The organism is Martelella alba, assembly GCF_006516955.1.
Taxonomy (GTDB): domain Bacteria; phylum Pseudomonadota; class Alphaproteobacteria; order Rhizobiales; family Rhizobiaceae; genus Martelella; species Martelella alba.
Genome location: NZ_VHLG01000007.1, coordinates 1 through 20990, shown reverse-complemented (window position 1 = coordinate 20990; position 20990 = coordinate 1). Strand labels below are relative to the sequence as shown.

15 protein-coding genes and 1 pseudogene are annotated in these 20990 nt (G+C 58.1%); 3 read left to right on the top strand and 13 right to left on the bottom strand.

Going from position 1 to position 20990, the window contains the following annotated elements; all coding sequences use genetic code 11:
* Nucleotides 1–4: 4 nt before the first annotated feature.
* The 6 genes from FJU08_RS11740 to FJU08_RS11715 form a co-directional block, all read right to left on the bottom strand.
* Nucleotides 5–949, bottom strand: a complete 945-nt coding sequence (locus FJU08_RS11740; RefSeq protein WP_141149208.1) for an AEC family transporter — start codon at nucleotides 947–949, stop codon at nucleotides 5–7.
* 232 nt (nucleotides 950–1181) lie between these two features.
* Nucleotides 1182–1838, bottom strand: coding sequence for an ABC transporter ATP-binding protein (locus FJU08_RS11735; RefSeq protein WP_141149373.1), 657 nt, complete (start codon nucleotides 1836–1838; stop codon nucleotides 1182–1184).
* Nucleotides 1838–2584, bottom strand: coding sequence for an ABC transporter ATP-binding protein (locus FJU08_RS11730; protein ID WP_141149207.1), 747 nt, complete (start codon nucleotides 2582–2584; stop codon nucleotides 1838–1840). Before FJU08_RS11730 ends, FJU08_RS11735 begins: the two co-directional genes overlap by 1 nt.
* Nucleotides 2581–3537, bottom strand: a complete 957-nt coding sequence (locus FJU08_RS11725) for a branched-chain amino acid ABC transporter permease (protein WP_141149206.1) — start codon at nucleotides 3535–3537, stop codon at nucleotides 2581–2583. Before FJU08_RS11725 ends, FJU08_RS11730 begins: the two co-directional genes overlap by 4 nt.
* The gene (locus FJU08_RS11720; RefSeq protein ID WP_141149205.1) at nucleotides 3537–4436 is read right to left on the bottom strand and encodes a branched-chain amino acid ABC transporter permease; all 900 of its coding nucleotides are present in this window, start codon (nucleotides 4434–4436) and stop codon (nucleotides 3537–3539) included. Before FJU08_RS11720 ends, FJU08_RS11725 begins: the two co-directional genes overlap by 1 nt.
* Before the next feature lie 97 nt (nucleotides 4437–4533).
* The gene (locus FJU08_RS11715) at nucleotides 4534–5829 is read right to left on the bottom strand and encodes an ABC transporter substrate-binding protein (RefSeq protein ID WP_235890665.1); all 1296 of its coding nucleotides are present in this window, start codon (nucleotides 5827–5829) and stop codon (nucleotides 4534–4536) included.
* Nucleotides 5830–6046: 217 nt separating this feature from the next.
* Here FJU08_RS11715 and FJU08_RS11710 point away from each other — a divergent pair, with 217 nt between their 5' ends.
* Nucleotides 6047–6730 carry a DUF2848 domain-containing protein gene (locus tag FJU08_RS11710; RefSeq protein ID WP_141149204.1) on the top strand — a complete coding sequence of 228 codons (684 nt, stop codon included), beginning with the start codon at nucleotides 6047–6049 and terminating at the stop codon, nucleotides 6728–6730.
* A 101-nt stretch (nucleotides 6731–6831) separates the two neighbouring features.
* On the top strand, nucleotides 6832–7530 hold the full coding sequence (locus FJU08_RS11705; RefSeq protein ID WP_141149203.1) for a GntR family transcriptional regulator: 699 nt from the start codon (nucleotides 6832–6834) through the stop codon (nucleotides 7528–7530).
* Between the two features lie 34 nt (nucleotides 7531–7564).
* Here FJU08_RS11705 and FJU08_RS11700 read toward each other — a convergent pair whose 3' ends face one another.
* From FJU08_RS11700 to FJU08_RS23310, 7 genes and pseudogenes are all read right to left on the bottom strand, one after another.
* Nucleotides 7565–8902, bottom strand: a complete 1338-nt coding sequence (locus FJU08_RS11700) for an amidase (RefSeq protein ID WP_141149202.1) — start codon at nucleotides 8900–8902, stop codon at nucleotides 7565–7567.
* Nucleotides 8899–9285, bottom strand: a complete 387-nt coding sequence (locus FJU08_RS11695; protein ID WP_141149201.1) for a cupin domain-containing protein — start codon at nucleotides 9283–9285, stop codon at nucleotides 8899–8901. The genes FJU08_RS11700 and FJU08_RS11695 overlap by 4 nt, the downstream gene beginning before the upstream one ends.
* 5 nt (nucleotides 9286–9290) lie before the next feature.
* Nucleotides 9291–10778 (bottom strand): 4-hydroxyphenylacetate 3-hydroxylase family protein, encoded by a 1488-nt coding sequence (locus FJU08_RS11690; protein WP_141149200.1) that lies wholly within the window; start codon nucleotides 10776–10778, stop codon nucleotides 9291–9293.
* 24 nt (nucleotides 10779–10802) lie between these two features.
* Nucleotides 10803–11327, bottom strand: a complete 525-nt coding sequence (locus FJU08_RS11685; RefSeq protein WP_141149199.1) for a flavin reductase family protein — start codon at nucleotides 11325–11327, stop codon at nucleotides 10803–10805.
* Nucleotides 11324–11866: a MarR family winged helix-turn-helix transcriptional regulator gene (locus FJU08_RS11680; RefSeq protein WP_141149198.1), complete on the bottom strand. Its 543-nt coding sequence runs from the start codon at nucleotides 11864–11866 to the stop codon at nucleotides 11324–11326. The genes FJU08_RS11685 and FJU08_RS11680 overlap by 4 nt, the downstream gene beginning before the upstream one ends.
* A 511-nt stretch (nucleotides 11867–12377) precedes the next feature.
* Nucleotides 12378–19256: an autotransporter outer membrane beta-barrel domain-containing protein gene (locus tag FJU08_RS11675; protein WP_141149197.1), complete on the bottom strand. Its 6879-nt coding sequence runs from the start codon at nucleotides 19254–19256 to the stop codon at nucleotides 12378–12380.
* 486 nt (nucleotides 19257–19742) lie between these two features.
* Nucleotides 19743–19881: pseudogene (locus tag FJU08_RS23310) on the bottom strand (IS481 family transposase); the annotation flags it as partial.
* A 201-nt stretch (nucleotides 19882–20082) separates the two neighbouring features.
* Here FJU08_RS23310 and FJU08_RS11670 point away from each other — a divergent pair.
* On the top strand, nucleotides 20083–20811 hold the full coding sequence (locus tag FJU08_RS11670; protein ID WP_235890664.1) for a bestrophin-like domain: 729 nt from the start codon (nucleotides 20083–20085) through the stop codon (nucleotides 20809–20811).
* Nucleotides 20812–20990 lie beyond the last annotated feature (179 nt).

Sequence of the window (20990 nt, the reverse complement as noted above, 5' to 3'; positions counted from 1 at the left end):
CGCGCTAAAGCAGAATGATCAGCAGCGCAGACAGCGTGAAAAAGGCACCGATGATCGAGGTCAGCATGGCGATCGAGGCCATGCCCTCATGCCCGACGTCCTGGGTGAAGATCGCATACATGCCGAAAATCGGCATGGCGGCCGACAGGATCAGTGCGCTGAACAGCCGCGGGTCGGAAAAGCGGCAACCGAACAGGGCAAGGCCCGCTGCCATCACTGCAGCCAGCGCTGGAAAAATCAGAAGCTTCGCCGAGGCGACCAGTACCGCGTAGTTCAGATGCCCGCGCAATGGCAGGCCGACCAGCGTGCCGCCGATGAAGAACAGCGCGATCGCTGGTGTGGCCTGCGCGATCATCTCGACCAGCCGCACAAATGCGTGGGGAAGCGGAATACCAAGCAGAGCGACGGCCAGACCGGCAAACATGCCGAGGATCATCGGCTTTGTCAGAATGCTTTTCAAAAGCCGCCGGGCTGTTGCAAATGGCGTCCGGCTTTCCACCGTCTGCGCCTGCTCCAGAAGCATGAGCCCGAGCGGCAGGAACAGGAAGTTCTCCACCACCACATTCATGGCAAAGGCGGGTGCCGCAATCTCCGGCAGCGCCAGAAGCAGGATCGGATAGCCGATATAAGCGGAATTGGGCGTGCTGGCGCCAAGTGTTGCCGCCGCGCGCCGGGTCCGCTCGGCGCCGGCAAACGATACGGCAAGCCAGATCAGCCCCATATTGGCGAGCCCGCAAACCGCGTATATCGACAGATAGAGCGGCTGGGTGAAATCGCTGCGATCACTGCTTGTCACCGCACTGAACAGCAGTGCAGGCAGGCAGACATTGACCACGAAACGGCCAAGCCCGCCGACATCACCCGGCAGGACCAGCCCCTTGCGCACCGCGCCATAACCAACCGCGATCATCGCGAAAACCGGAAAGATGATACCGAGAACTGTAAGCATATGTGAACGTGACCACTCCGGGACCGGAGCTTTCGGGCATCAGCGACGGCATCAAGAACAGCCGGCATTGCCGTTTTTCATGGACGGTGGAATGCGAGAATACCTCACCTTAGCGACTTTCCACCCGCCCGTGAAGGGCCCGCAGACACCTCGCGTCGCCTTGCCCCGCGCCCTGCCCTTGCCGCCCTTCCGGGCAAGCTTTCTCCAGCCGAAAGGCCGATTGAAGCAGCAGCTAAAGGCTCGTCATTTCTCCACGTTCGATCTGCAGTTCACGATCGGCAATGGCGGCTAGCAGTTTCGGCGTGGATTCAGTGATGAACAACGCCAGATCAGAACGTTCTTTACGCAGTCGTGAAAGCGTGTCGGCATATTCAAGCGCCAGCGCCGGTGCCAGTCCCTGAAACGGCTCATCGAGAAACAGAACCTTGTCAGCCACCATCAGCGCCCGGCCAAGCGCCACCATCTTGCCCTGCCCGCCGGACACGCCGCCACCGGGCCGCGCCCGCATGGTGTGAAGTTCGGGCAGGAAGGCATAGACTTCTTCCAGTCGGCGCTTGCGCTCGGCTGCCGGCATCTTGATGGCCAAAGCGGGCAGAAGAATATTGTCTTCGACCGTAAAATTGCCGATCAGCCGCCGGTCTTCCGGTGCATAACCAATCCCGAGCCGGGCGCGATCATGGCTGGGCATATCCTGAATTTCACGGCCCTCAAGCCTAATCGTACCGCCGGTGCGTTCAATCAACCCCATAATGGCGCGCAGCGTGGTGGTCTTGCCCGCGCCATTGCGGCCGATCAGAACCGTGCAAAGCCCGGCGGTCAGTTCAAGCTTCACCGAGCGCAGCACCTGAACACCGGCGATCTCGACCGAGAGATTTTCAACCTGAAGCATCATGCCACTCCAATCACGTTTTCAAGGACGCGCGGGTCCTTCATCACCGCTTCGGGTGTTCCCTCGGCCATGATGCTGCCAGCGTTCCAGACGACAACACGGTCGGCATAATTTTCAACGATATCCATGTCATGCTCGACGAAAAGCGCCGTGATACCTTCCGATTTCATCGCCTTCATCAGCGTATCCATCAGCGGGAAGCGCTCCAGCGCCGAGACACCGCTGGTCGGCTCGTCCAGCAACAGAAGCTTTGGCCGAAGAGCCATGGCGACCGTGACATCGGCCAGCTTGCGCAGGCCTTCCGGCAGCGTACCGGCAATGGTTTCTGCATGCTGTGAAAGGTTCAAGAGCGCCAGCAGCTCTTCCGCCTCGCGACGATAGGCGGGACGGTCGAGGGGATGCAGCACATGCCAGATGCCACGGCGCGCCGCGATCGCCAGCATGACATTTTCAATCACCGAATGATCGGTGAACAGCTGCGGGATCTGGAAGGCACGGGCGATGCCGCGACGCGCAATCGCCCGCGGCTCCATCCGGGTGATCTCCTGATCCCCCAGCATCACCCTGCCGGCGAGCGGGCGGACATAGCCGGTGCACAGGTTCAGAAAAGTCGTCTTGCCCGAGCCGTTCGGCCCGATAATGGCAACGAATTCGCCCTCGTTGATCGTCAGACTGACGCCATCGGCCGCGCGAACACCGCCAAAGGCGACCTGCAGGTTTTCCGCTCTCAGAAGTGGCTTTGTCATAGCTGCGGCTCCTTTGCGTGGTCCTTCTGGCCAGCGACATTTTCGACAAGACCGTAAATGCCGCGCGGCAGGAAGAAGATGACCACCAGAAGGGCGATACCGACAATCATGTTCCAGGCCTCAGCCGCATAACCAACGGCCACGGTGTGCAGGATTTCAAGGAAGATGGAACCGAGGAACGGCCCGGCAATACCGGCAATACCGCCGAGAACCGCCGTCAGCACCAGATGCCCCGATTCCGTCCAGAAGGCGAATTCCGGCAGGACATGGCCGATGGACATGGCGCCGATGGCACCGCCGATCCCGGCAAGTGCTGCCGAGAGCGTATAGGCGAACAGAAGCGTCGCCCGGGCCGAAACGCCCAGATATTCAAGCCGCACCTCGTTGGAATGAACCGCCGACAGCGCGTGGCCGAGCGGACTTTGAAGGTAGCGATGCACCAGAAAGCCGATGACGAGAACCAGAACCAGCGCCACATAATAGAGCAGCGTATCGGATGCGGCCTTGCCGAGCTCGACACCAAAGACAGTCGGTACCGGAACGCCGATGCCATCCGTGCCGCCGGTGATTGCGTAAAGCTTCGACACCAGCGAGAAGATCACCATGGAAATGGCCAGATTGAGCATGGCGAAGAAGATCGCCCGGTAACGCACCAGAAACAGGCCGAAGATGAAGCCGAAAAACGCCGACACAACGACGGAAAACACCATCAAAAGCGCCATGTCATGAATACCGAGACGCGTCGCCATAAAGGCGGTGGCATAGGCGCCAATGGCATAGAACATCGCATTGCCGAGCGAGATCAGACCGGCACGCAAAAGCAGCATGACGCCGAGCGCTGCAAAACCCTTGGCGACGGCAATGGTCAGCACGAATTGCGAATAGGGAAACAGAAGCGGCAGGAAGGCGAGGACAATAAAACCAATGCCGATGATGAGGGAGAGCTTCTTCATCAGATCTTCCTCGCCCTATTGCTGCCAAACAGACCGTAGGGCCGCCACAAAAGCACGATCAGCATCACCAGATAGGGCGCGACAGCATCAAGCGCGGGGGCGAAATAGATCGCCAGCACCTTGGCAAGCGCGACGATGATTGCGGCAACGGCAGCGCCTTCCACCTGGCCAAGCCCGCCAATGGCGGCAACAGCAAAGGCAAGCACGGTCGTATCAGCACCCAGGCCCGGTGCGACACCGCTGGTCGGCGTGGCCAGCGCGCCGCCAAGTGCGGAGAGAAAGACACCGAGCGTGAAGGCGATCATGAAGATGCGATTGGTATTGATCCCCATGGCCTGGGAGACTTCGCGATCGGCCACTACGGCAGCCAGAAGCTTGCCCATGCGGCTGTTGCCGATGAAGAGCCTGAGGCCAATCAGCACGACTGCGGCCAGAGCGATCAGCAGAAGCTGGTAATTGAGATAGACGATACCACCCAGATCGGTAATGCCGAGCAACGACATCGGCGTATCTTCGTAAAGCGAATCCACGCCGAAAACCATGCGCTGCAGATCTTCAAGAATGAGGAAAAGCGCAAAGGTGACGAGAACCTGAACCGCTTCGCTTTTGCCATAGGTCCAACGGATCAGCGTGTTCTCGATCAATGGACCAAACAGCACCGCGACGAAAATCGCCGACAGAAGCAGTGTCGGAAAGGTCAGCCAGGCCGGCAGCCCGGCGCTGACGACGAACAGGCCGGCGGAAGCTGCCACATAGGCACCGATGGAATAGAAACTGCCATGGGCAACATTGAGAATGTTCAGCACGCTGAACACGAGTGTAAGCCCCACAGCGACGAAGAAGATCAGCGCCGCATTGGCAAGGGCGTCGACGGCGAGCGGTATCAGAGTTTGCAACATATCCCGGGCCCGGCTGGTGAAAATGGAAGGGGCGATCTGCCCCGAAATACCCCGCGCCAGCAGAATTCAGATGGCGCGGGGCTGTTTCGAAACGATATTACTTATAGGAGCCGGGCTTCGGCATTTCCGACAGCAGATCGGGCGACAGCGTGCCGATCCATGCGATCGGATCTTCGCCGACCGGCGGCAGAAGCTTGGCACCGTCATAGCGGACCATGTCGGTCATGACCGGATAATCGACACCATCAACGGTGGCCGTCGTGCCGATCACCTGATCGACGATACCGTCATTGTCGGAACGCAGGACGACTTCGCCGGTCAGCGTCGTGAACGTGCCTTCCTTGAGGGCAGCGGCAACCTGATCCTTGGTCGGCCACTCGCCACCATTGTCAGCAATCGCCTTTTCATAGGCCGCCTTCATGATCTCGAAGCTGTTGGCCATCTTCATCGACGGGAAGACCGGGTCCTTGCCGAATTTGGCACGGTAGTCGGCCGCGAAAGCATCAGCGCCATTGGCCGTGGCGTCGGACGAACGCCAGTAGCCATCACCGAGAACACCGACGATGGCGCCATCGGGCATATCAACATTTTGCAGCGAGGATTCGCCGAGCGCAAAAACCGCCTGGCTGGTGCGGAACAGACCGCGCGGGCTGGCCTGACGAACGAAGTTTTCCAGATCACCGCCCCAGAGATTGGAGAAGATCACATCGGGACGGGCAGCAGAAAGACGCGAAATTTCCGTCTGGAAGCTGGACGATCCCATTTTGGGGAAGAGTTCGGCAACAATCTGAACGTCGGGCTTCATCACCTTCAGCGTTGCCGTGACGATCTCGGCGGCATCATGACCGAAGGAGTAATCCGGGTTGATGATCGCGACGCGCTTCACATCGGGGTTCTTGTCGAGGAAGTAGAGAACATAGGCCATGAATTCGGCAACCGTGTTGCCGTTCGGGCGGAAGAAATAGGGATGGTCGCCCTTCTGATAGAGCTGATGCGTATCGCAGTTCCAGCCAACCGTCGGCATTTTCATCTGGTCGGCAATCGGCGCAAGCGCCAGGCAGTTGCCGGAAGAAAGCGCCGCGATCATGAAATCGGTGCTCGGATCCTCACCGAGACGGCGATATTCGGAAATCACGCCTTCAGCACCCTGCGCCTCATCGACGAAGGTCGCCTTGATCGGAACGCCATCGATGCCGCCGGCAGCATTGATCTCGTCAATAATAGTCTCAGCGCCCTGCTGACCGGGGACGCCGTAAGCGGCAGGGCCGCCGGACATGAAGGTGAAGACACCGACATCAACCGATTCCGGCTTGTCGGCGGCGAAGGCCGAGGTGCTGAGCGCAAACATGGTTGCGACCGTGACCAACGACCATGCGCGAGGTGATTTTCTCATGGCAATTCCCCTGGTTTTAAAGGACTTTATAGCATTCTCGACAGAAGCGGAACTTCGCCAAACTCCCCTGAACGGGAAAGTTTGAACAGCGAAAGAAAACGCTTGTGATATTTCACATACTGTTTATAGATTTGCAATTGTCAAGACAATTCGCACAAATCATTTGCACGTCTATTTTTTGGGCAGTGCACCAATCATTGATCCAGGGAACTGAAGCATGGCACTATCGATGACCGTCTCATCCGCCGCGGGCGAGAAGCCAACCGAAATCACGATCGAAACGCTTGTCATTGCCGGATGGGCCGGCCGCGACAAAGATGCCATGGAGCACCACATCCAGGAGCTGGAGGCACTTGGCGTTGCCCGTCCGAAGCAGACGCCGACCTATTATCGGGTTTCGGCGGCGCGCCTGACGACGGCAGAAACCATCGAGGCCAGCGGCAAAGCCTCCAGCGGCGAGATCGAACCGGTGGTGCTCGCATCCGATGGAAAGCTTTTTGTTGGCATAGGCTCCGATCATACCGATCGCGAGGCGGAAACCGTTGGCGTCACCATCTCCAAGCAGATGTGCGAAAAGCCGGTTTCGGCAACCGTCTGGCCGTTTGAGGAAGTTGCCGAACACTGGGACAAGCTGATCCTGCGCAGCTATATTGTCGAGAACGGCGCGCGCAAGCTTTACCAGGAAGGCGGCGTGGCAAGTCTGCTTCACCCGGCAGATACAATGGCCAAATACACCGGCGGCAAGCAGCTGGAAGATGGTACAGCCCTTTTTTGTGGAACTCTTCCGGCAATCGGTGGCATAAGAAGCTCAGATCGCTTTGAGGGGGAAATCGAAGATCCGGTTCTTGGACGTTCGATCACATTCCAGTATGCAATCAAGACCCTGCCGGTTGCCGACTGATAGCCTTTTCAAAGACGATACATCCCGGCCCGAGGCAACTCTGCTGCAGGCTTCCGCCCTGCCGGGTTTAATGGACACAGCATATTCGGAGAGCGAGCAACATGGTGCGAGCAGCAACAAACAGGCTGGATATCAAGGACGGCGCCATGCGCCGTCAACCACGTTTGTCGCTGCGTGACCAGGCCTATCAGGTGATCAAGAGCAAGATTGTCTCTTGCGAACTCAAGCCCGGTGAAGCCGTGACCGTCACCGACCTTGCCGATGCGCTCGGCATTGGCCGCACGCCGGTCATCCAGGCCGTCGACCGGCTGATGATTGACGGCCTCGTCGAGGTGATGCCGCGCAAGGGTGTTGTCGTCAGCCCGGTCTCGCTTGATGAGCTGGTGGAACTGATCGAGGTTCGCCAGATCAATGAAGCCCGCGTCACCCGCTGGGCGGCGGAACGCATACAGGAAAAGCAGGTCAAGGAATTGCGTGACAATCTCGATCGCATGCTGAAGGCGACCCAGAAGCGAGAACTGGATCAGCTGATCGCGCTCGACAGGGCTTTTCACCAGACGATTGCGCTCACGGCCGGAAACTCGATCATGACCGAGCTGCTCGGCAATCTGCATGACCGCGCCGTCCGCTTCTGGACGCTGTCACTCAATGTGCCTGATCAGAACAGCCGCGTCTGCGACCAGCATGCCGAAATCATCGAGAAACTTGCAGCACATGATCCGGATGCGGCCGAGCAGGCCATGCTGTCGCATATCAACGCTTTCAAGGCCAATCTCTTCAACACACTGATGAAGAGCTGACCGGTCCCTCAAGACCGGCCAGAACAGAAACGCATCAACGGCAGATAAGCTGCTCGACCTTCTTTGCCACAGCAAAAAGGCGGCGGTCGCCCATGGTCTCGCCCATCAGCATCAGCCCGACGGGCAATCCCGCAACAGGCAGCGGCAGCGAAATGCCGCAGCGGTCAAGGAAATTGCCGACCGTCGTATTGCGCAGCGCCAGAATATTCTGTGCACCATAATAGGCATCGTCGGCATCAAGCTCAGCCGTTACCGGCGCTTCCATGGCAACAGACGGCATCAGCACCGCATCATAGGGCCTTGTGATCTCATCTGCCCGGGCGATGATCGCTTTGCGCACCGCAAGGATATGCTCATATTCGCCGGGCTCCATCGTCTCGGCCTTCATGATGCGGATGCTGACGCGTGGATCATATTCACCACTCCTCTCAGCCAGATAGTCCTTGTGAATGGCAAAGGCTTCCGCGGCGATGATACCGCCATGCGCATTGAGGCCCGGCAACTGCGCCAGATCTTCGATACGGATATGCTCGACCTTTGCTCCGGCCTTTTCCAGGGCGCGGACAGCCTCATCAAAGGCTGCCGCCACGCCCGGCGTCACGTCATCGGTAACGTAATTGTCGAGCACGGCAAAGCGCATCTCGCTGAGTGCAGGCACGTCCGGCAGGCTCGTCGCCTCACCGGCCATGATCGCGTCCGTCAGCGCACAATCATCCACTGAACGGGTGATCGAACCGATGGAATCGAGCGTCTGCGACAGTGGGAATGCGCCTGCCGTCGGCACGCGGCTAGCGGTTGGCTTGAAGCCAACCAGCCCGCAAAAGGCCGCAGGAATACGGCAGGAGCCACCGGTATCCGTACCAATGCCGATCGCGGCCATGTCATCGGCCACGGAAACGGCGGCACCGGAAGACGAACCGCCCGGCACGCGCGAACGGTCTGCCGGATTGCCGGGCGTACCATAATGCGGGTTCATGCCGAGACCGGAATAGGCAAATTCGGTCATGTTGGTGTGGCCGATGATGACGGCGCCTGCTGCCCGCAGGCGGGCAATGGCGGGAGCATCGGCTGTTGCAGCCGGCTCTTTTGCCAGCAATGCAGAACCTGCCGTTGTCACCAGCCCCTTCACGTCAAACAGGCATTTGACCGAGACCGGAATACCGGCCAGAGGCCCAAGCGGCTCACCGGCCTTGCGGGCGGCGTCCACACGTCTGGCCGTTTCGAGCGCGTCTTCGCTGTTGAGTGCGGTGAAGACGCGGGCGCCCTCCCCGCTTTTGTCATTGATCCGCTCAAGACACGACGAGACCAGTTCGAAAGAACTGATCTCGCCTGCCTCAAGCTTCGATGTGAGTTGAGAAACCGTCACGCTCATTTGCTCTCGTCGTAATAGTGGATTTCCATCAGAACGCAGCCTTTTTCAGACTTGAACGGGCCATGATAAGCACCCGGCGGACGGCATGCATAGGTGTTGGGCTCAAAGCTTTCGCCACCTTCACCATTTTTATCATTACCGACGGTCAGATCGCCGGAAACGAGATAGACCTCTTCCCAGTAATCATGGACGAAGGGTGCCGTGGTAAAGACACCGGGATCGAAGCGCAGAAGCCGCGTGCGATTGCCCTTCTTGTTCACCTCATCAAGATGGCCGGCAAGGATCTTCTGCTTGATGCCCTCGGGATATCCGGGCGGCGGCGCCCAGCCATCAGGGCCCATGTCGATCGCGTGGAATTCCTTATGTTCTTTTTCAATCGCCATTTGTCTTACTCTGCTGCTGTGGAAATCTGATGAATTTCATCGTCAAGGCTGTAGCTGTCGAGCATGCGGTCAACCAGCCCGGTGCAGCTATCCCAATCGAAGGTGCGGAAGGAATGCCCCTTGGTGACGAAGGTCGCACCGGCATAGAACATTTCATACTGCGTATGGCGCGAGGCAAATTCCGAGCCGACCGCATCCCAGGCCAGCTTGAAGAATTTGACACGCCCCTCCGACGAGGTCGTCGGCGACTGCTGGGTCTTGCCGATCAGTTCGCGCATTTCCGGATCGGCAAAATCCGAGACCGAAGACGGCAGCATGATCATGCCGCCACCGGCCAGATCACGCAGAACACCCATGATCTGGTTATACATCTGCTGGGTCAGAACCTGTGCAGCGTAAAGCGTATGGCGGTCGGGAATGAAATATTCGCCATGCTGATGGCCCTTGATTTCCATGGCATGAACGAAGGCATCGACCATGGCGGACTGGGCAGCGAGTTGGCCAAGCGTTTCACGCACCTGCGGGAAGGCCAGAACACCATTGGTCTCGGCTGTTCGCCGCGCAATGCCCATAAGGAAGCGCATCTTCACCATCAAGCGGATCTGAGCCTGGTAGTTCTGATAGACATGCGCGGGGGTGGCGTGAAACTGCTTGAAGCACATCTGCGTGTCCTGATTGATGAACACGCGCTCCCACGGAACCTTGACGTCATCGAAATAGAGAACTGCATCATTCTCGTCAAAGCGGCTTGCGAGCGGATAATCGAAGACTGAGTTGGCCGCCCCTTCATAGGACTTGCGCGACATGATCTTCAGCCCCTTGGCATTCATCGGAATGACAAAGGAAACGGCATAGGGTTCCTCGCCTTCACGCAGCGGCTGAATGCAGGTCACAAAGACTTCATTGGCGAGAATGCCGCCGGTCGCCAGCATCTTGGCACCGCGGATCGTCAACCCTTCGCTATCCTCATCGACCACACCGGCGGACAGGAAGGGATCGGCCTGTTCATTGGCCTTTTTCGAGCGGTCGGCCTGCGGATTGATGATCACATAGGTGAGGTAAAGCTCGTTGTCGCGGGCATAGGTGTAGTAGTCGGCCAGCGCCCTGGCGCGGGCAGGATCATACTCTTCAAAGACGTCCTTGCCCATATACATGCCAGCGATGGCGGAGGCGACATGGTCCGGCGCACGGCCAAGAAAACCGCCATGCAGTTCGGTCCATGCTTCAAGCGCCTTGCGGCGTTCGACGAGATCGGCATGGCTTTTCGGCAGCTGCCAGATGCGGTTGGCGCGATCGCCGTTTGCACCTGGAATTTCGTAAGTCATCAATTCGCGGTTTTCAGGCGCTGCCTGAAAATCATAGATCGAGGCCATGGACTGGACCGCATTGCGGAATGATGGCGATGTCGTCACATCATCGACATGACCGCCATTGATGAGCACGCGGCGCCCGTCCTGAAGGCTGGCAGTGTGCTGTTTCCCGGTTTTTATCATTGGTTGCTCCTTAATAGGCAGAGTTCAGTAGTGAATGGCGAGAGGCCAGGACGGCGCCTCGTCTTCTTGCTTTGCGATTGTTGCGTAGCGTCCACCCGAAAACAGAAGCGGACGGCGATCGACAGACATGGCGTGCCGCTCGACACGGCAGATGAACAGCCGGTGGTCGCCGGCGTCGTATTTGTGGTCGATGCTGCACTCAAACAGTGCCGCCACACCGGAAAGAACCGGTGCGCCATGAAGCCCGTCGCGATGGGAAAGCCCCAGCCACTTGTCGCCCGGACGCGCGAAACGGTTGGAAAGCTCCATCTGGCTTTCACTCAGAATATGGATCGCGATCCCTGTTGCGCGCTCCCATTGCGGCAGGCCTCGGGCGCGGCGATCAATGCTGAAAAGCACCAGCGGCGGATCAAGCGAAAGCGAATTGAACGAGGTCATCGTCATGCCCAGCGCCTCGCCATCAACACGGCAGGTCATGACGCAGACCGCAGTCGCAAATTGCCCAAGCGCCCGGCGCAGCGCCTTCTGATCGGTGATATCGGTTGTCATGCCTTTTCCTCGGCTTCCTTCAGGAGCTGATCGGAAAGCGCCAGTGCATCCTCCGCACTGTTACGCAGCGACGCCGAAAGCGACCGCAAAAGCGCGAAATTTTCCGCTGTTACGGGTGAAAACAGCGCGTCATTGATCTGGCGCTGAACCGGCGCAAGCTCATGCAGAAGCTGCTCGCCCTTTGCAGAAACGGAGAGCATGACACGGCGCATATCCATCGGATCCGGGTCTTTTTCGACGATCCCCATCGTGGCAAGTTTCTTGGTTTCGGATGCAACAAAGGTCGGCGTCAGCGCCAGGTGATCAGCAACGCTACCAACCGTCGCATCATCACGTGCAGCGAGCTGGCGGATAGTGATCAGGATCGTGTATTGCGGACCGGTCAACCCGATAAAGGCCGCAAAGCGCCCCCGCACCTGCTGCAGACGCGACGAAAATGCCAGCAGATCATGCAGCATCTGCCGAAAATGCAGGTCACTCCCGTCCGCAATGAGGTCCGGTCGCGAAACGGTCAACTCAGGCTTGGTTTGTGTTCCCATCTTTTATCGCCTTGTGATATTTCACAAGAAAATTATTGAACTAACTTCACTATCTTGTCAAACGCATTTTTGATCTTTGCCATTTTCATCTCGGCACGTCTGGGTCAGCCCCTCTTGGCTGTCCCCGATCCGTCAGCCAAAACCCAGCCATGAAACGGGCCGGGGCATGCAGCGCCCTGTCAGAAAAACCAATTCAATTATAATGGGTTGCGGATATGGGCTTTTGGGCGCAGGCCCCGCCATCATCTGGCCAGACCTCCCCTTCTCGCCCCATCATTTCCAGCGGCTGCAGAGGGTCCAGCGCATTTCACGACGTAGCCCCCTGCTCAAGCGCAGTGGCCACCCTCGCACAGCTTGCGCAGTGGTTTTCTGGAAAAGAGGATTAAAGACGCTCTGTTTTATGCCAAGAATCCCTGAGCGCCGATCTGAAGCCATCAGACCGGCGCGCTCATTTTTCAGTTTTAGCGGCGTGATCGTGTCGATCCTGGCTCCGCTCCGGTCCGATCAGGGTTTAGAACCGGTAGCCAAAGCGCAGCGACCCCACATGCGACTGATATTCATCCGCGAATGAGCCCTCATACTGGATCTTGAATTCCATTCCCTGCCGTTTGGCCAGATCAAGCCCCAGCGTGACATGGCCCACCGTGTCGGCGATCGGGGTAAAGGTCGAGAAGCTGTCCATGGATGACAGGCCGGCGAGCTTCGCCGTTGTCTCCCATTCATCGCTGGACAGGAACGAAACACCCAGATCAGCATAAAGCCGCGCCGGCATATCTTCCAGGAAGGGCAGTTTCGCGCCGAACTCAATCGCTGGCGTGACGCCAAAGACGGTATCGGAATTGCTGTCAACCTTCAGGTTCAACGCGCCGGCACCGGTTTCGTTGTAGCTTTTCTGGTACATGTTCACGACGTCGAGATCGACCCGCGGCCGCATGTAGAAATCGTCGCTCAGCGCGAATTCGTAGGATGCCCGGGCGCGTGCAAACAGCATTGCCGAATCCGGCGAGCCCTCTGCCACAGCCGACAGCGTGTCAAGATTGATATAGCGCTTTGAATCGCCCCAATTATAGCCACCACCGCCGACAAGGCCGAACAGCCAGTTGCCGACCTCCTTCTTCAGAGCCACAGCACCGGTAAAGGCTTCCTGGCTCATCTTCTCGGTCCGGCTGTCGTTGAAAAACCAACTATTCTCATAGGTCACGCCAGCGCCGAGGAACCACCCGTCTTCCAGCGCCGTCTGCCCGCCAGCCTGAATACCGGCACTCGACTTGTTGAAGGCCGAGGAATCGTTGACCCCGCCCTGGCGGGCGTCGCTGCCATAGAGGCGGCCCCAGACACAGGATCCTTCATCAGTGATGACGCTGCCGGTCTCAAATGCCGGGCAGGACAGGACACTATTGGCGGCGGCGATCGCCGCCGAAGGCGAATCCGCCAGTGGTGCCGCTGCCGTTTGCGAGGCAAGCGTCAACAGCATGTCAGAGAAGGTTTCAGCGTTCGACTGATTGAATGCACCGAACAGCTGACCGAGCGAGATCTCGTCATCACCGAAGGTGATTTCCGTTGCCGATCCATCCTTGATACTGTCCCATGCCTGCTGCATGGCCGAGGCAACCTCGCTGGCATTTCGCCCGAGCGACACGCCGCTATTGGCAAATTTGGCACTGTCGACCGAGAAGCCAAGCCAGCCATCCGAAGAGGTGCTGATATCGGAGAAATCGTAAACAAGCGAATCCAGAACGCTGATATCCGAGCTATCCGTACCCATGACCTTGAGGAAATCGGTGCGGCTATTGGGCAGCAACGAATTGGCATTCACATCGACACCCCAGGTGCCGGCGAAATCCCCCTCGACCACAATCGTGTCGCTGATGCCATTTTCCATATCGACATCAAGACCGGTGATCAGACCGCCCTTGCTGGATGACGTTGTGCTCCAGCTTGTCTTCGTCGTGCCGCTGTAATAGCTGAAAGCGGAAAACAGCGAAGACAGGCCAAGCGTTTCGGCATCATAGGTACTGCCGTAATCCGATGAGCCAACGCCGATCAGATCGCCGGTAAATACGGTCTGCTGGATATTGCCTTCACCACCAATATTGATCTGGCCCGAATTCAGCACCGTGCTGAGGCCCGCAATCACGCCAGTAGTGAACGTACCCTGATTTAGCATCAGGCTCGAACCTTCCGCAGCCTCGCTCGAAAGGCTGATGACCCCGTCGGCACTCGCCGAAACCGTGGAACTATAGTCCTTGTAGGTGGAGACAGTGCCGGCTTTCGAGACAACCACATTGCCGGTAATGTTGCCGGAATTGACGAGCTTGAAACTGCCTTTGCTGCTATAGGCCGCGTAGACCGCGCCGCCATTGCTGTCAGAGCTGCTGGTCGAGCTGATCGAACCGGATGAGCCCACGGTCACGGTAATCGTGCTGTCCTGCGTCTGCGTCCAGACACCCCAGGAATGCGCACCCGTTACCGTCACCGATCCATCGACGGTGACATTGACGTCGCCGGAACTGCTGGTGAAACCACTCGAAAGGTAGCGGTGCAGCGAACCGGCATAGACCTTGCCGTTGCGCTCGAAAATACCGCCAGAGCCGGAAATCGACTGCGCGATGATGCCATGGGCATAGTCACCGGAGGTGGAGATCGACGAATTGTCGTCAACAGTGACCGTCACCGTGCCGGAATTGGCATAACCCTGAAGATAGTCCTTGGAATAATAAGAGTATTTCGCATCGCTCTTTGAAACATAATAGGCATATATCCTGCCGGATGACAGGTCAGCTGCCAGACCGCCGCCGCCAGCGATTGATTGCGCAACGACACCGGCTGCGCCATCGCCAGAGGTGATGATCGTGCCGCTTGAAAGCGAAACACTGACATCATCCGCACCGCCGGTATAGGCCTTTTCTACGAAGGTCACCGACGAAATCGCAGCGCTGGAAGCATTGACCAGGCCGCCACCGGCACCGATCGACTGGGCCACAATACCGAAAGCACGCGTTCCCGTTGTCTTGATGGTGCCGCTATTCGTGACCGAAACGGTACCGCTTTGAATATTGGGAAGCATGTCACCGGAGCCATAGGTGCCGAGCTGCACGGTGATGACGTCAGAGATTGTATCGTCATTGACGTCTGTCTCCGTGCCGAGTGCGGTGATGGCAATGCCACCGCCACCGGCGATCGACTGGGCGATAACGCCACTGGAATTATCGCCCGTCGTGGCGATCTTCTCCCCGCTCACCAGCGCCACATAGACATCGCCGCTCGTGAGACTGGCGTCATCATCGCCATTGGACAGTTTCGCGCCGAGCGTAATCGCGATGGAATCGGCGGCATAGCCGCTGAAGGTCGCAACACCGCCGCCGCCGCCAATCGACTGGGCGATCACGCCAATGGAGGAGAAACCGTAGGTGTAGGTATCCGAAGCATAGACCGTGACATCATCACCATTGCCGGGCATATCGTCGGAGACTGCGCCGAGGCCCAGCGATACGTCCACGGACAGGCTGTTGAACCCGTCAAGATTCGCGGCGAGCGTGGTCTCGTTCTGGCTGGAGGAAACCGCAACGGACCCGCCGCCGCCGCCAATCGACTGGGCCACGACACCGTGCGAAATCGGCCCGTAGGTCTTGATCAGACCCGTCTTGATTTCCTTGTCGTCGCCGGTCGTTCCTATACCGAAATAGACCTTGCCGCCATCACCGCCATCGCCGCCGGAGGCACCGAGCGTTCCGGAAATCGTGGTGGTGATATCCCCGCTGGCCTTCAGGGTGACGTTCTGAAACTTCTTCAGTTCCTTGTCAAAATCGGACGCATGGGTCACCGAGCTGGTGCCATCGCCGCCCGTGCCGCCGCCGCCGCCGATCGACTGAACCAGGACACCATTGGAGGCATCACCCTTGGTGATGATGGTCCCGGCATTCCAGGCATAGGCTGTCCCGCCCTTTCCGCCGGAGCCGCCCGTCGAGCCGAAGGCCAGAGCGATGGAATTATCTGCATCAGCCTGCCCGGTGCCGCTGCCGCCCGTGCCGCCTCCGCCACCGATCGATTGAACCGCCAGTGCGATGGAATTATCGCCGGTCGTGGTGATCGAGCCAGTGCTGGAAACGCCACCCTTGGCCGTCCCGCCATCTCCGCCCGAACTGCTGCTGCCACCAAGCGTTACACTGAGATTGGTTTTGGTATCGGTGAAAATATCGAGAGCCTTGCTTTTGCCGGTGCCACCCGTACCGCCGCCGCCGCCGATCGACTGAACCAGCATGCCATAGGCGAAGTCGCCTTCCGTCGAAATCGTGCCTTCGTTATGGGCGTAGGCAAAGCCGCCATCACCGCCGCCGCCTGCGGAACCTCCGATAGAGACTTCAAGCCCCAGCGTGACGGTGTCGCCTTCCAGCTCCGCCAGGCTGTGGCTCAGACTTTCAAGCATGGCCTGCAGGGTGAACGTCCCCGATGCGGCCGTCGAATCACCACCGGAACCGCCACCACCACCGATCGACTGCACTACGAGCGCGGAGGAGCCATCTCCCGTGGTGCTGATCGTGGCACCCTGGTCGACATGAGCGAAGGCCTTGCCGCCATCACCGCCATCACCACCGGAACCGCCGTGTGAAATGGATATAGCGAGCGCGTAGCTTCCACCTTCCTCGTTGTCGGGAATACCGACGGCAAGCGAATTCGCCGTAGACCCGCCGCCATCGCCACCGCCGCCGCCAATCGACTGAACCAGAACGCCGATCGAATCCGTACCGGTTGTCGAAACCGTTCCCGCGAGCGTGGAATAGACGGAGCCGCCATCGCCGCCATCGCCGCCCGAGCCGCCAGTTGCAATTGAAAGCGAGAAATCCGCGCCATCCGCATCCGATTTTGCCGAACCGCCGGAACCGCCGCCGCCGCCAATCGATTGCAGAAGAATGGCTGTGGCATGGTCGCCAGAAGTCGAGATAACGCTGGAACTTGTCGTTTTCAGCGTCACGGTGCCTCCGTCGCCACCGCCACCACCGGAGCCGCCCGTGGAGATGGCAAGACCGAGGCCGAAGGTCGAGGCCTTGCCGCCTGTGCCGCCGCCGCCGCCGATCGACTGGGCAATGATGGCACTGGCGTAATCACCGGCGGTCTTGATGGTACCGCTATTGGTGACCGTAACGGCGCCACCAGCGCCGCCATTGCCACCCGAACCGCCGATCGAGGAAATGAAGCCATAGCCGTTCGTGCCGACACCGCCACCGCCGCCAATCGACTGGGCGACGATGCCGTGAGCTTCTGCGCCATAGGTGATGATGGTGCCGCTATTGGTCACATAGACCGCGCCGCCATCGGACCCGTCGTCACCATCATCGCCGCTTCCGCCGATGGCAGCGGCCGTGCCCGAGCCGATGATGACACCACCGCCGCCACCGATCGATTGGGCAAGAATGCCAATGCCGCCAGTCAGAACCGTGTCATCAATCTTCAGCTCATCGGTCGAAGATGTGCCACCATGGGTGATAATGGTACCGCTATTCGTGACCTTCACGGTCGCGCCTGCAGCTCCAGTCGAGCCGGAACCGATGGTCTGGGAGGCCTTGGTGTCGAGCGTTCCGTCGCTGTTGGTGGCAAGCGTTGCCGTCGCGTTCAGAATACCGCCGCCGCCGCCAATCGACTGGGCAATGATCCCGTGTGAGGAATAGCCATAGGTCGTGATGTTTCCGTAATTATATACGGTAACGTCACCGCTGCCGGACGAGCTGTCATTATCATCGCCCCAGATGAGATCGCCGTTGCCGTCATAGCTGTAGATGCCGTAGCCAAAGGCCGCCGCGGCGGACTGGGCGACAATGCCGTGCGAATAATTGCCTTTCGTTGTAATGGTAAAATCACTTTTCACGGTGACGGAACCACCCGAACCGGCATTACCATAGGTGGAATCATCCAATGTCGATTTGCCGGCGCCGCCAAGCGACTGCGCAACAACACCGCTCGAATAATTGCCTGTTGTCTCGATCGTTCCGCCGCCCGAAAGCGTGACGGAAACCGTCCCGCCGTCGCCGCCCGTATAGGCAGAAAGCGTGGTGTTGAAACTACTCGTATCCTGCGGGCTGGCCCCGCCGGCGCTCTGCGCCAGAATGGCCGGGGAATTATCGCCCTTCGTTTCAATCAGCGCGGACGATGTCGCAACGACATCGATCGTCACATCGCCGCCCTTGCCACCGCTGTAATAGGTGTCATAGCCGTCGGAATAGGTGTTGATGCCCTGACCGCCAATACTGATGGCAGAAATGGCCGCACCGCTGGATCGCGTGATCCCGGCAGCACTGATATCACCGGAGGACACCGTCGAAATCGTGCCGGAAAATGCCGTTGTCGACGAGCCGATATTGACCGTGACGCTGCCGGCATCGCCACCGCCGCCGCCTTCAAGCTGCTCACCGCGCCAGTAGTAAACCTCATCAGCGTAATTGTAGAACGTGCTCTTGGCGCGTGGTGAATTTCCACCATAAGACGCGGCGAAGACCGCCGGGCCGGATGTCGTCGCTGAAACATTTCCATAGACGGTAACACTGACATCGCCGCCAGTGCCGGCTTGCGCATTGCGTTGATAGCCATAGACAGGGCCATGCGAGGTCCCCCCCAGACTGATCGCCACGATCCCTGAAGTCGAGCCGGAAACATCGCCGGACGAAACGATCGTCACCGTTCCGCCATTGCCACCCCGATAGGCGAGAAGACCATCGCCACCGCGCGAAAGCGCATAAATGCCGCCGCCAACCGTGCTGGTGATACTGCCGGTATTCTTGATATAGACATTGCCACCATCGCCGCCATCACCGGAAACACCACCTTGCGCGCTGTAATACCAGGCATTGCTGCCACGCGAGACGACCGAGAGCCCGGCCGTCTGCGTCGCGTTCATATAATAGAGATAGCTGCTATTGGTGGTCGTACTGATCAGGTTCGATGTGTCGCTGGCTGCCGTGACATCAATCGTCGCACTATTGGTCACGGATATATTAAGGCCGGGCTGCCCTTTGCTGATCCTGTGGTAGAAGTCCGTGTAGTAATTGAGGCCATTCGCGTATTTGTCGTAAAAGCGGTATTTCTTCAGATCCTGATAAAACGTATAGGCTCCGCCATAGGCATATTGCGAACTGGTCAGCGTCGTTGTTGAGGAGATCGTGCAGCTGAAAGTCGTCGAGCTCGCGCCACTCGTGTCATTGATAATGCCGCTGGTCGAGGACGGATCGCAGGTCGCAGCGGCATAGGCGCGCGAATACCCGCGTGAATAAAACGGCATCGGCACACCGGCAAGCGTTCCGGCAAGCGCGGTCGACTGGAACAACAGCGATGAAGCGATCCATCTTGCGCGCGCCTTCCTGTGTGCCACACGCTGGTTCTGATTCGATTTCGCTTTCATGCCTATCCCCGGTAAGTCATCTGCCTCGCCATTGACCGATGAGTCGAATAGCTGACAAATTCAGTCATGCCTTACCTTTAAGGGCAATTCACACCCTTGCCAAAAGATATTACCGTCGAAGCGGACCATTTTTGGTAATTTGGCAAAACCACACGCTACCCGCTGCTGGCGATTGCCGCAGCGAACATCTTGAAAAGTGATCTGGCTACTGTGCCGAATGGAAATTCCAGCCATCACCAGCAGGACACCTTCTGGAATTGGTCACCGGTAACTCCGTTTAGAGTGCCTGTCGTTTGCGGGTTTCACGCTTCTGTTCGTGGTCATCGCGATGGCCCCCACATTCTGGGCACTTCGGTGGTGGGTTTGAATGCTGCCAACTCTGAACCGAGATCTTTGATCTTGCTCATCCTTGTAGTATGGCGGGTCTTTTCATCGAGAATGCAGTTGCGTCATGCCACATATGGTGAAGCACCGCGGCGAGACCGCGACCCAGCGCGACACGAACTTGTGTGAAACGGCATCGATGCGGGCAGCTTGCGATTTCGTGAGTGCGCCGGAGAGAATGGCAACGGCCATCTCCTCTCGACGCAGGGGCGTCAGTCGGGCATTCTCTGTGAATGTTCATTCGGAGCGATCCTGAAAAACTGAGGTGTGGTAACGCCAGTCTCCTAGATCCGCACCGAATGGAAAACGCCCTGAAAACTCAAGGCTAGACTACACCCATCAGTTAATCGCTCTACGATGGACAACTTCAACAAAGCAATTATTTTTCTAAAAGAATCCCAAAGTCATGTCCTACCTTCTCGGCCTCCCGCTCTTCTCTTCCATGTTTCTGTTCATCATTTTTGGCGTCGTGCTTTATGCACTTGCCTATGTCGGACTGCTTTTGATGGCGCGGCATGCACGCAAGGATGAAAGCTCCATCCCGATTGGTGCCTTTATCGGAACAATCGCAACCTCCTGGGCGCTCTCATTGGGGTTTGTCGCAGCCGATATCTGGACACTGAATGCCCAGGCGGATCGTGAGGTCAGTGCTGAACGCTCAGCGATTATCCGACTGATCGGCAATGCTGATGTTGATGTTTTGAACAAACCCGAACTCGCCCAGGCATTGGAGGTTTATCGGGATAACGTTATCCGCGATGAATGGGGAAAGAACCACAATCTTTTCCCGGCCGAATCTGTAGAGGAAACGCTTCAGGATATTCGCATCATCATCATGGAGATCGCGCGCAGCGACGCACCAGCGGTTATTGTCAGCCAGACGGTCGGGATTTTCGATGACTTGCAAGAAGCACGCAATACCCGGTTGGCCATCGCCAGCACCATGATCGATCAATATAAGTGGTACATGCTTTTGACATTGACGGTGCTGACCGCAATTGCGATCGTTGCGGTTCATGCGGATAGAGTGAGGGCCGGGATGCGAGCTCTCGCGCTCTATGTCCTAACCGCAACGGTCAGCATCTGGATCCTGACGATTCATGCAAGTCCATATAGTGGCGTTGAGCAGATCCAGCCGGATGCGCTTCAACTCAATGTAGATAGGCTCTGACACCTATCCATCGTTTTGACCGATCTCTCGAATCAATGAGCCAGGTGTTTGATAGCGTTTTCAAGGAGCGGCATTTTCAGGCTGAGGTGATTTTGCAGGCGGTAGGCCGCTCCTGTGCGACACTGTTACACCGCAATAGACAGCCAATTGTAAACAATTTCAATGACTTGAAAAGAGAG

What these genes read in the sequence shown, in the direction of transcription:
- FJU08_RS11740 (WP_141149208.1), bottom strand. Translation starts at nt 949, where the DNA reads ATGCTTACAGTTCTCGGTATCATCTTTCCGGTTTTCGCGATGATCGCG.
- FJU08_RS11735 (WP_141149373.1), bottom strand. Translation starts at nt 1,838, where the DNA reads ATGCTTCAGGTTGAAAATCTCTCGGTCGAGATCGCCGGTGTTCAGGTG.
- FJU08_RS11730 (WP_141149207.1), bottom strand. Translation starts at nt 2,584, where the DNA reads ATGACAAAGCCACTTCTGAGAGCGGAAAACCTGCAGGTCGCCTTTGGC.
- FJU08_RS11725 (WP_141149206.1), bottom strand. Translation starts at nt 3,537, where the DNA reads ATGAAGAAGCTCTCCCTCATCATCGGCATTGGTTTTATTGTCCTCGCC.
- FJU08_RS11720 (WP_141149205.1), bottom strand. Translation starts at nt 4,436, where the DNA reads ATGTTGCAAACTCTGATACCGCTCGCCGTCGACGCCCTTGCCAATGCG.
- FJU08_RS11715 (WP_235890665.1), bottom strand. Translation starts at nt 5,829, where the DNA reads ATGAGAAAATCACCTCGCGCATGGTCGTTGGTCACGGTCGCAACCATG.
- FJU08_RS11710 (WP_141149204.1), top strand. Translation starts at nt 6,047, where the DNA reads ATGGCACTATCGATGACCGTCTCATCCGCCGCGGGCGAGAAGCCAACC.
- FJU08_RS11705 (WP_141149203.1), top strand. Translation starts at nt 6,832, where the DNA reads ATGGTGCGAGCAGCAACAAACAGGCTGGATATCAAGGACGGCGCCATG.
- FJU08_RS11700 (WP_141149202.1), bottom strand. Translation starts at nt 8,902, where the DNA reads ATGAGCGTGACGGTTTCTCAACTCACATCGAAGCTTGAGGCAGGCGAG.
- FJU08_RS11695 (WP_141149201.1), bottom strand. Translation starts at nt 9,285, where the DNA reads ATGGCGATTGAAAAAGAACATAAGGAATTCCACGCGATCGACATGGGC.
- FJU08_RS11690 (WP_141149200.1), bottom strand. Translation starts at nt 10,778, where the DNA reads ATGATAAAAACCGGGAAACAGCACACTGCCAGCCTTCAGGACGGGCGC.
- FJU08_RS11685 (WP_141149199.1), bottom strand. Translation starts at nt 11,327, where the DNA reads ATGACAACCGATATCACCGATCAGAAGGCGCTGCGCCGGGCGCTTGGG.
- FJU08_RS11680 (WP_141149198.1), bottom strand. Translation starts at nt 11,866, where the DNA reads ATGGGAACACAAACCAAGCCTGAGTTGACCGTTTCGCGACCGGACCTC.
- FJU08_RS11675 (WP_141149197.1), bottom strand. Translation starts at nt 19,256, where the DNA reads ATGAAAGCGAAATCGAATCAGAACCAGCGTGTGGCACACAGGAAGGCG.
- FJU08_RS11670 (WP_235890664.1), top strand. Translation starts at nt 20,083, where the DNA reads ATGTTTCTGTTCATCATTTTTGGCGTCGTGCTTTATGCACTTGCCTAT.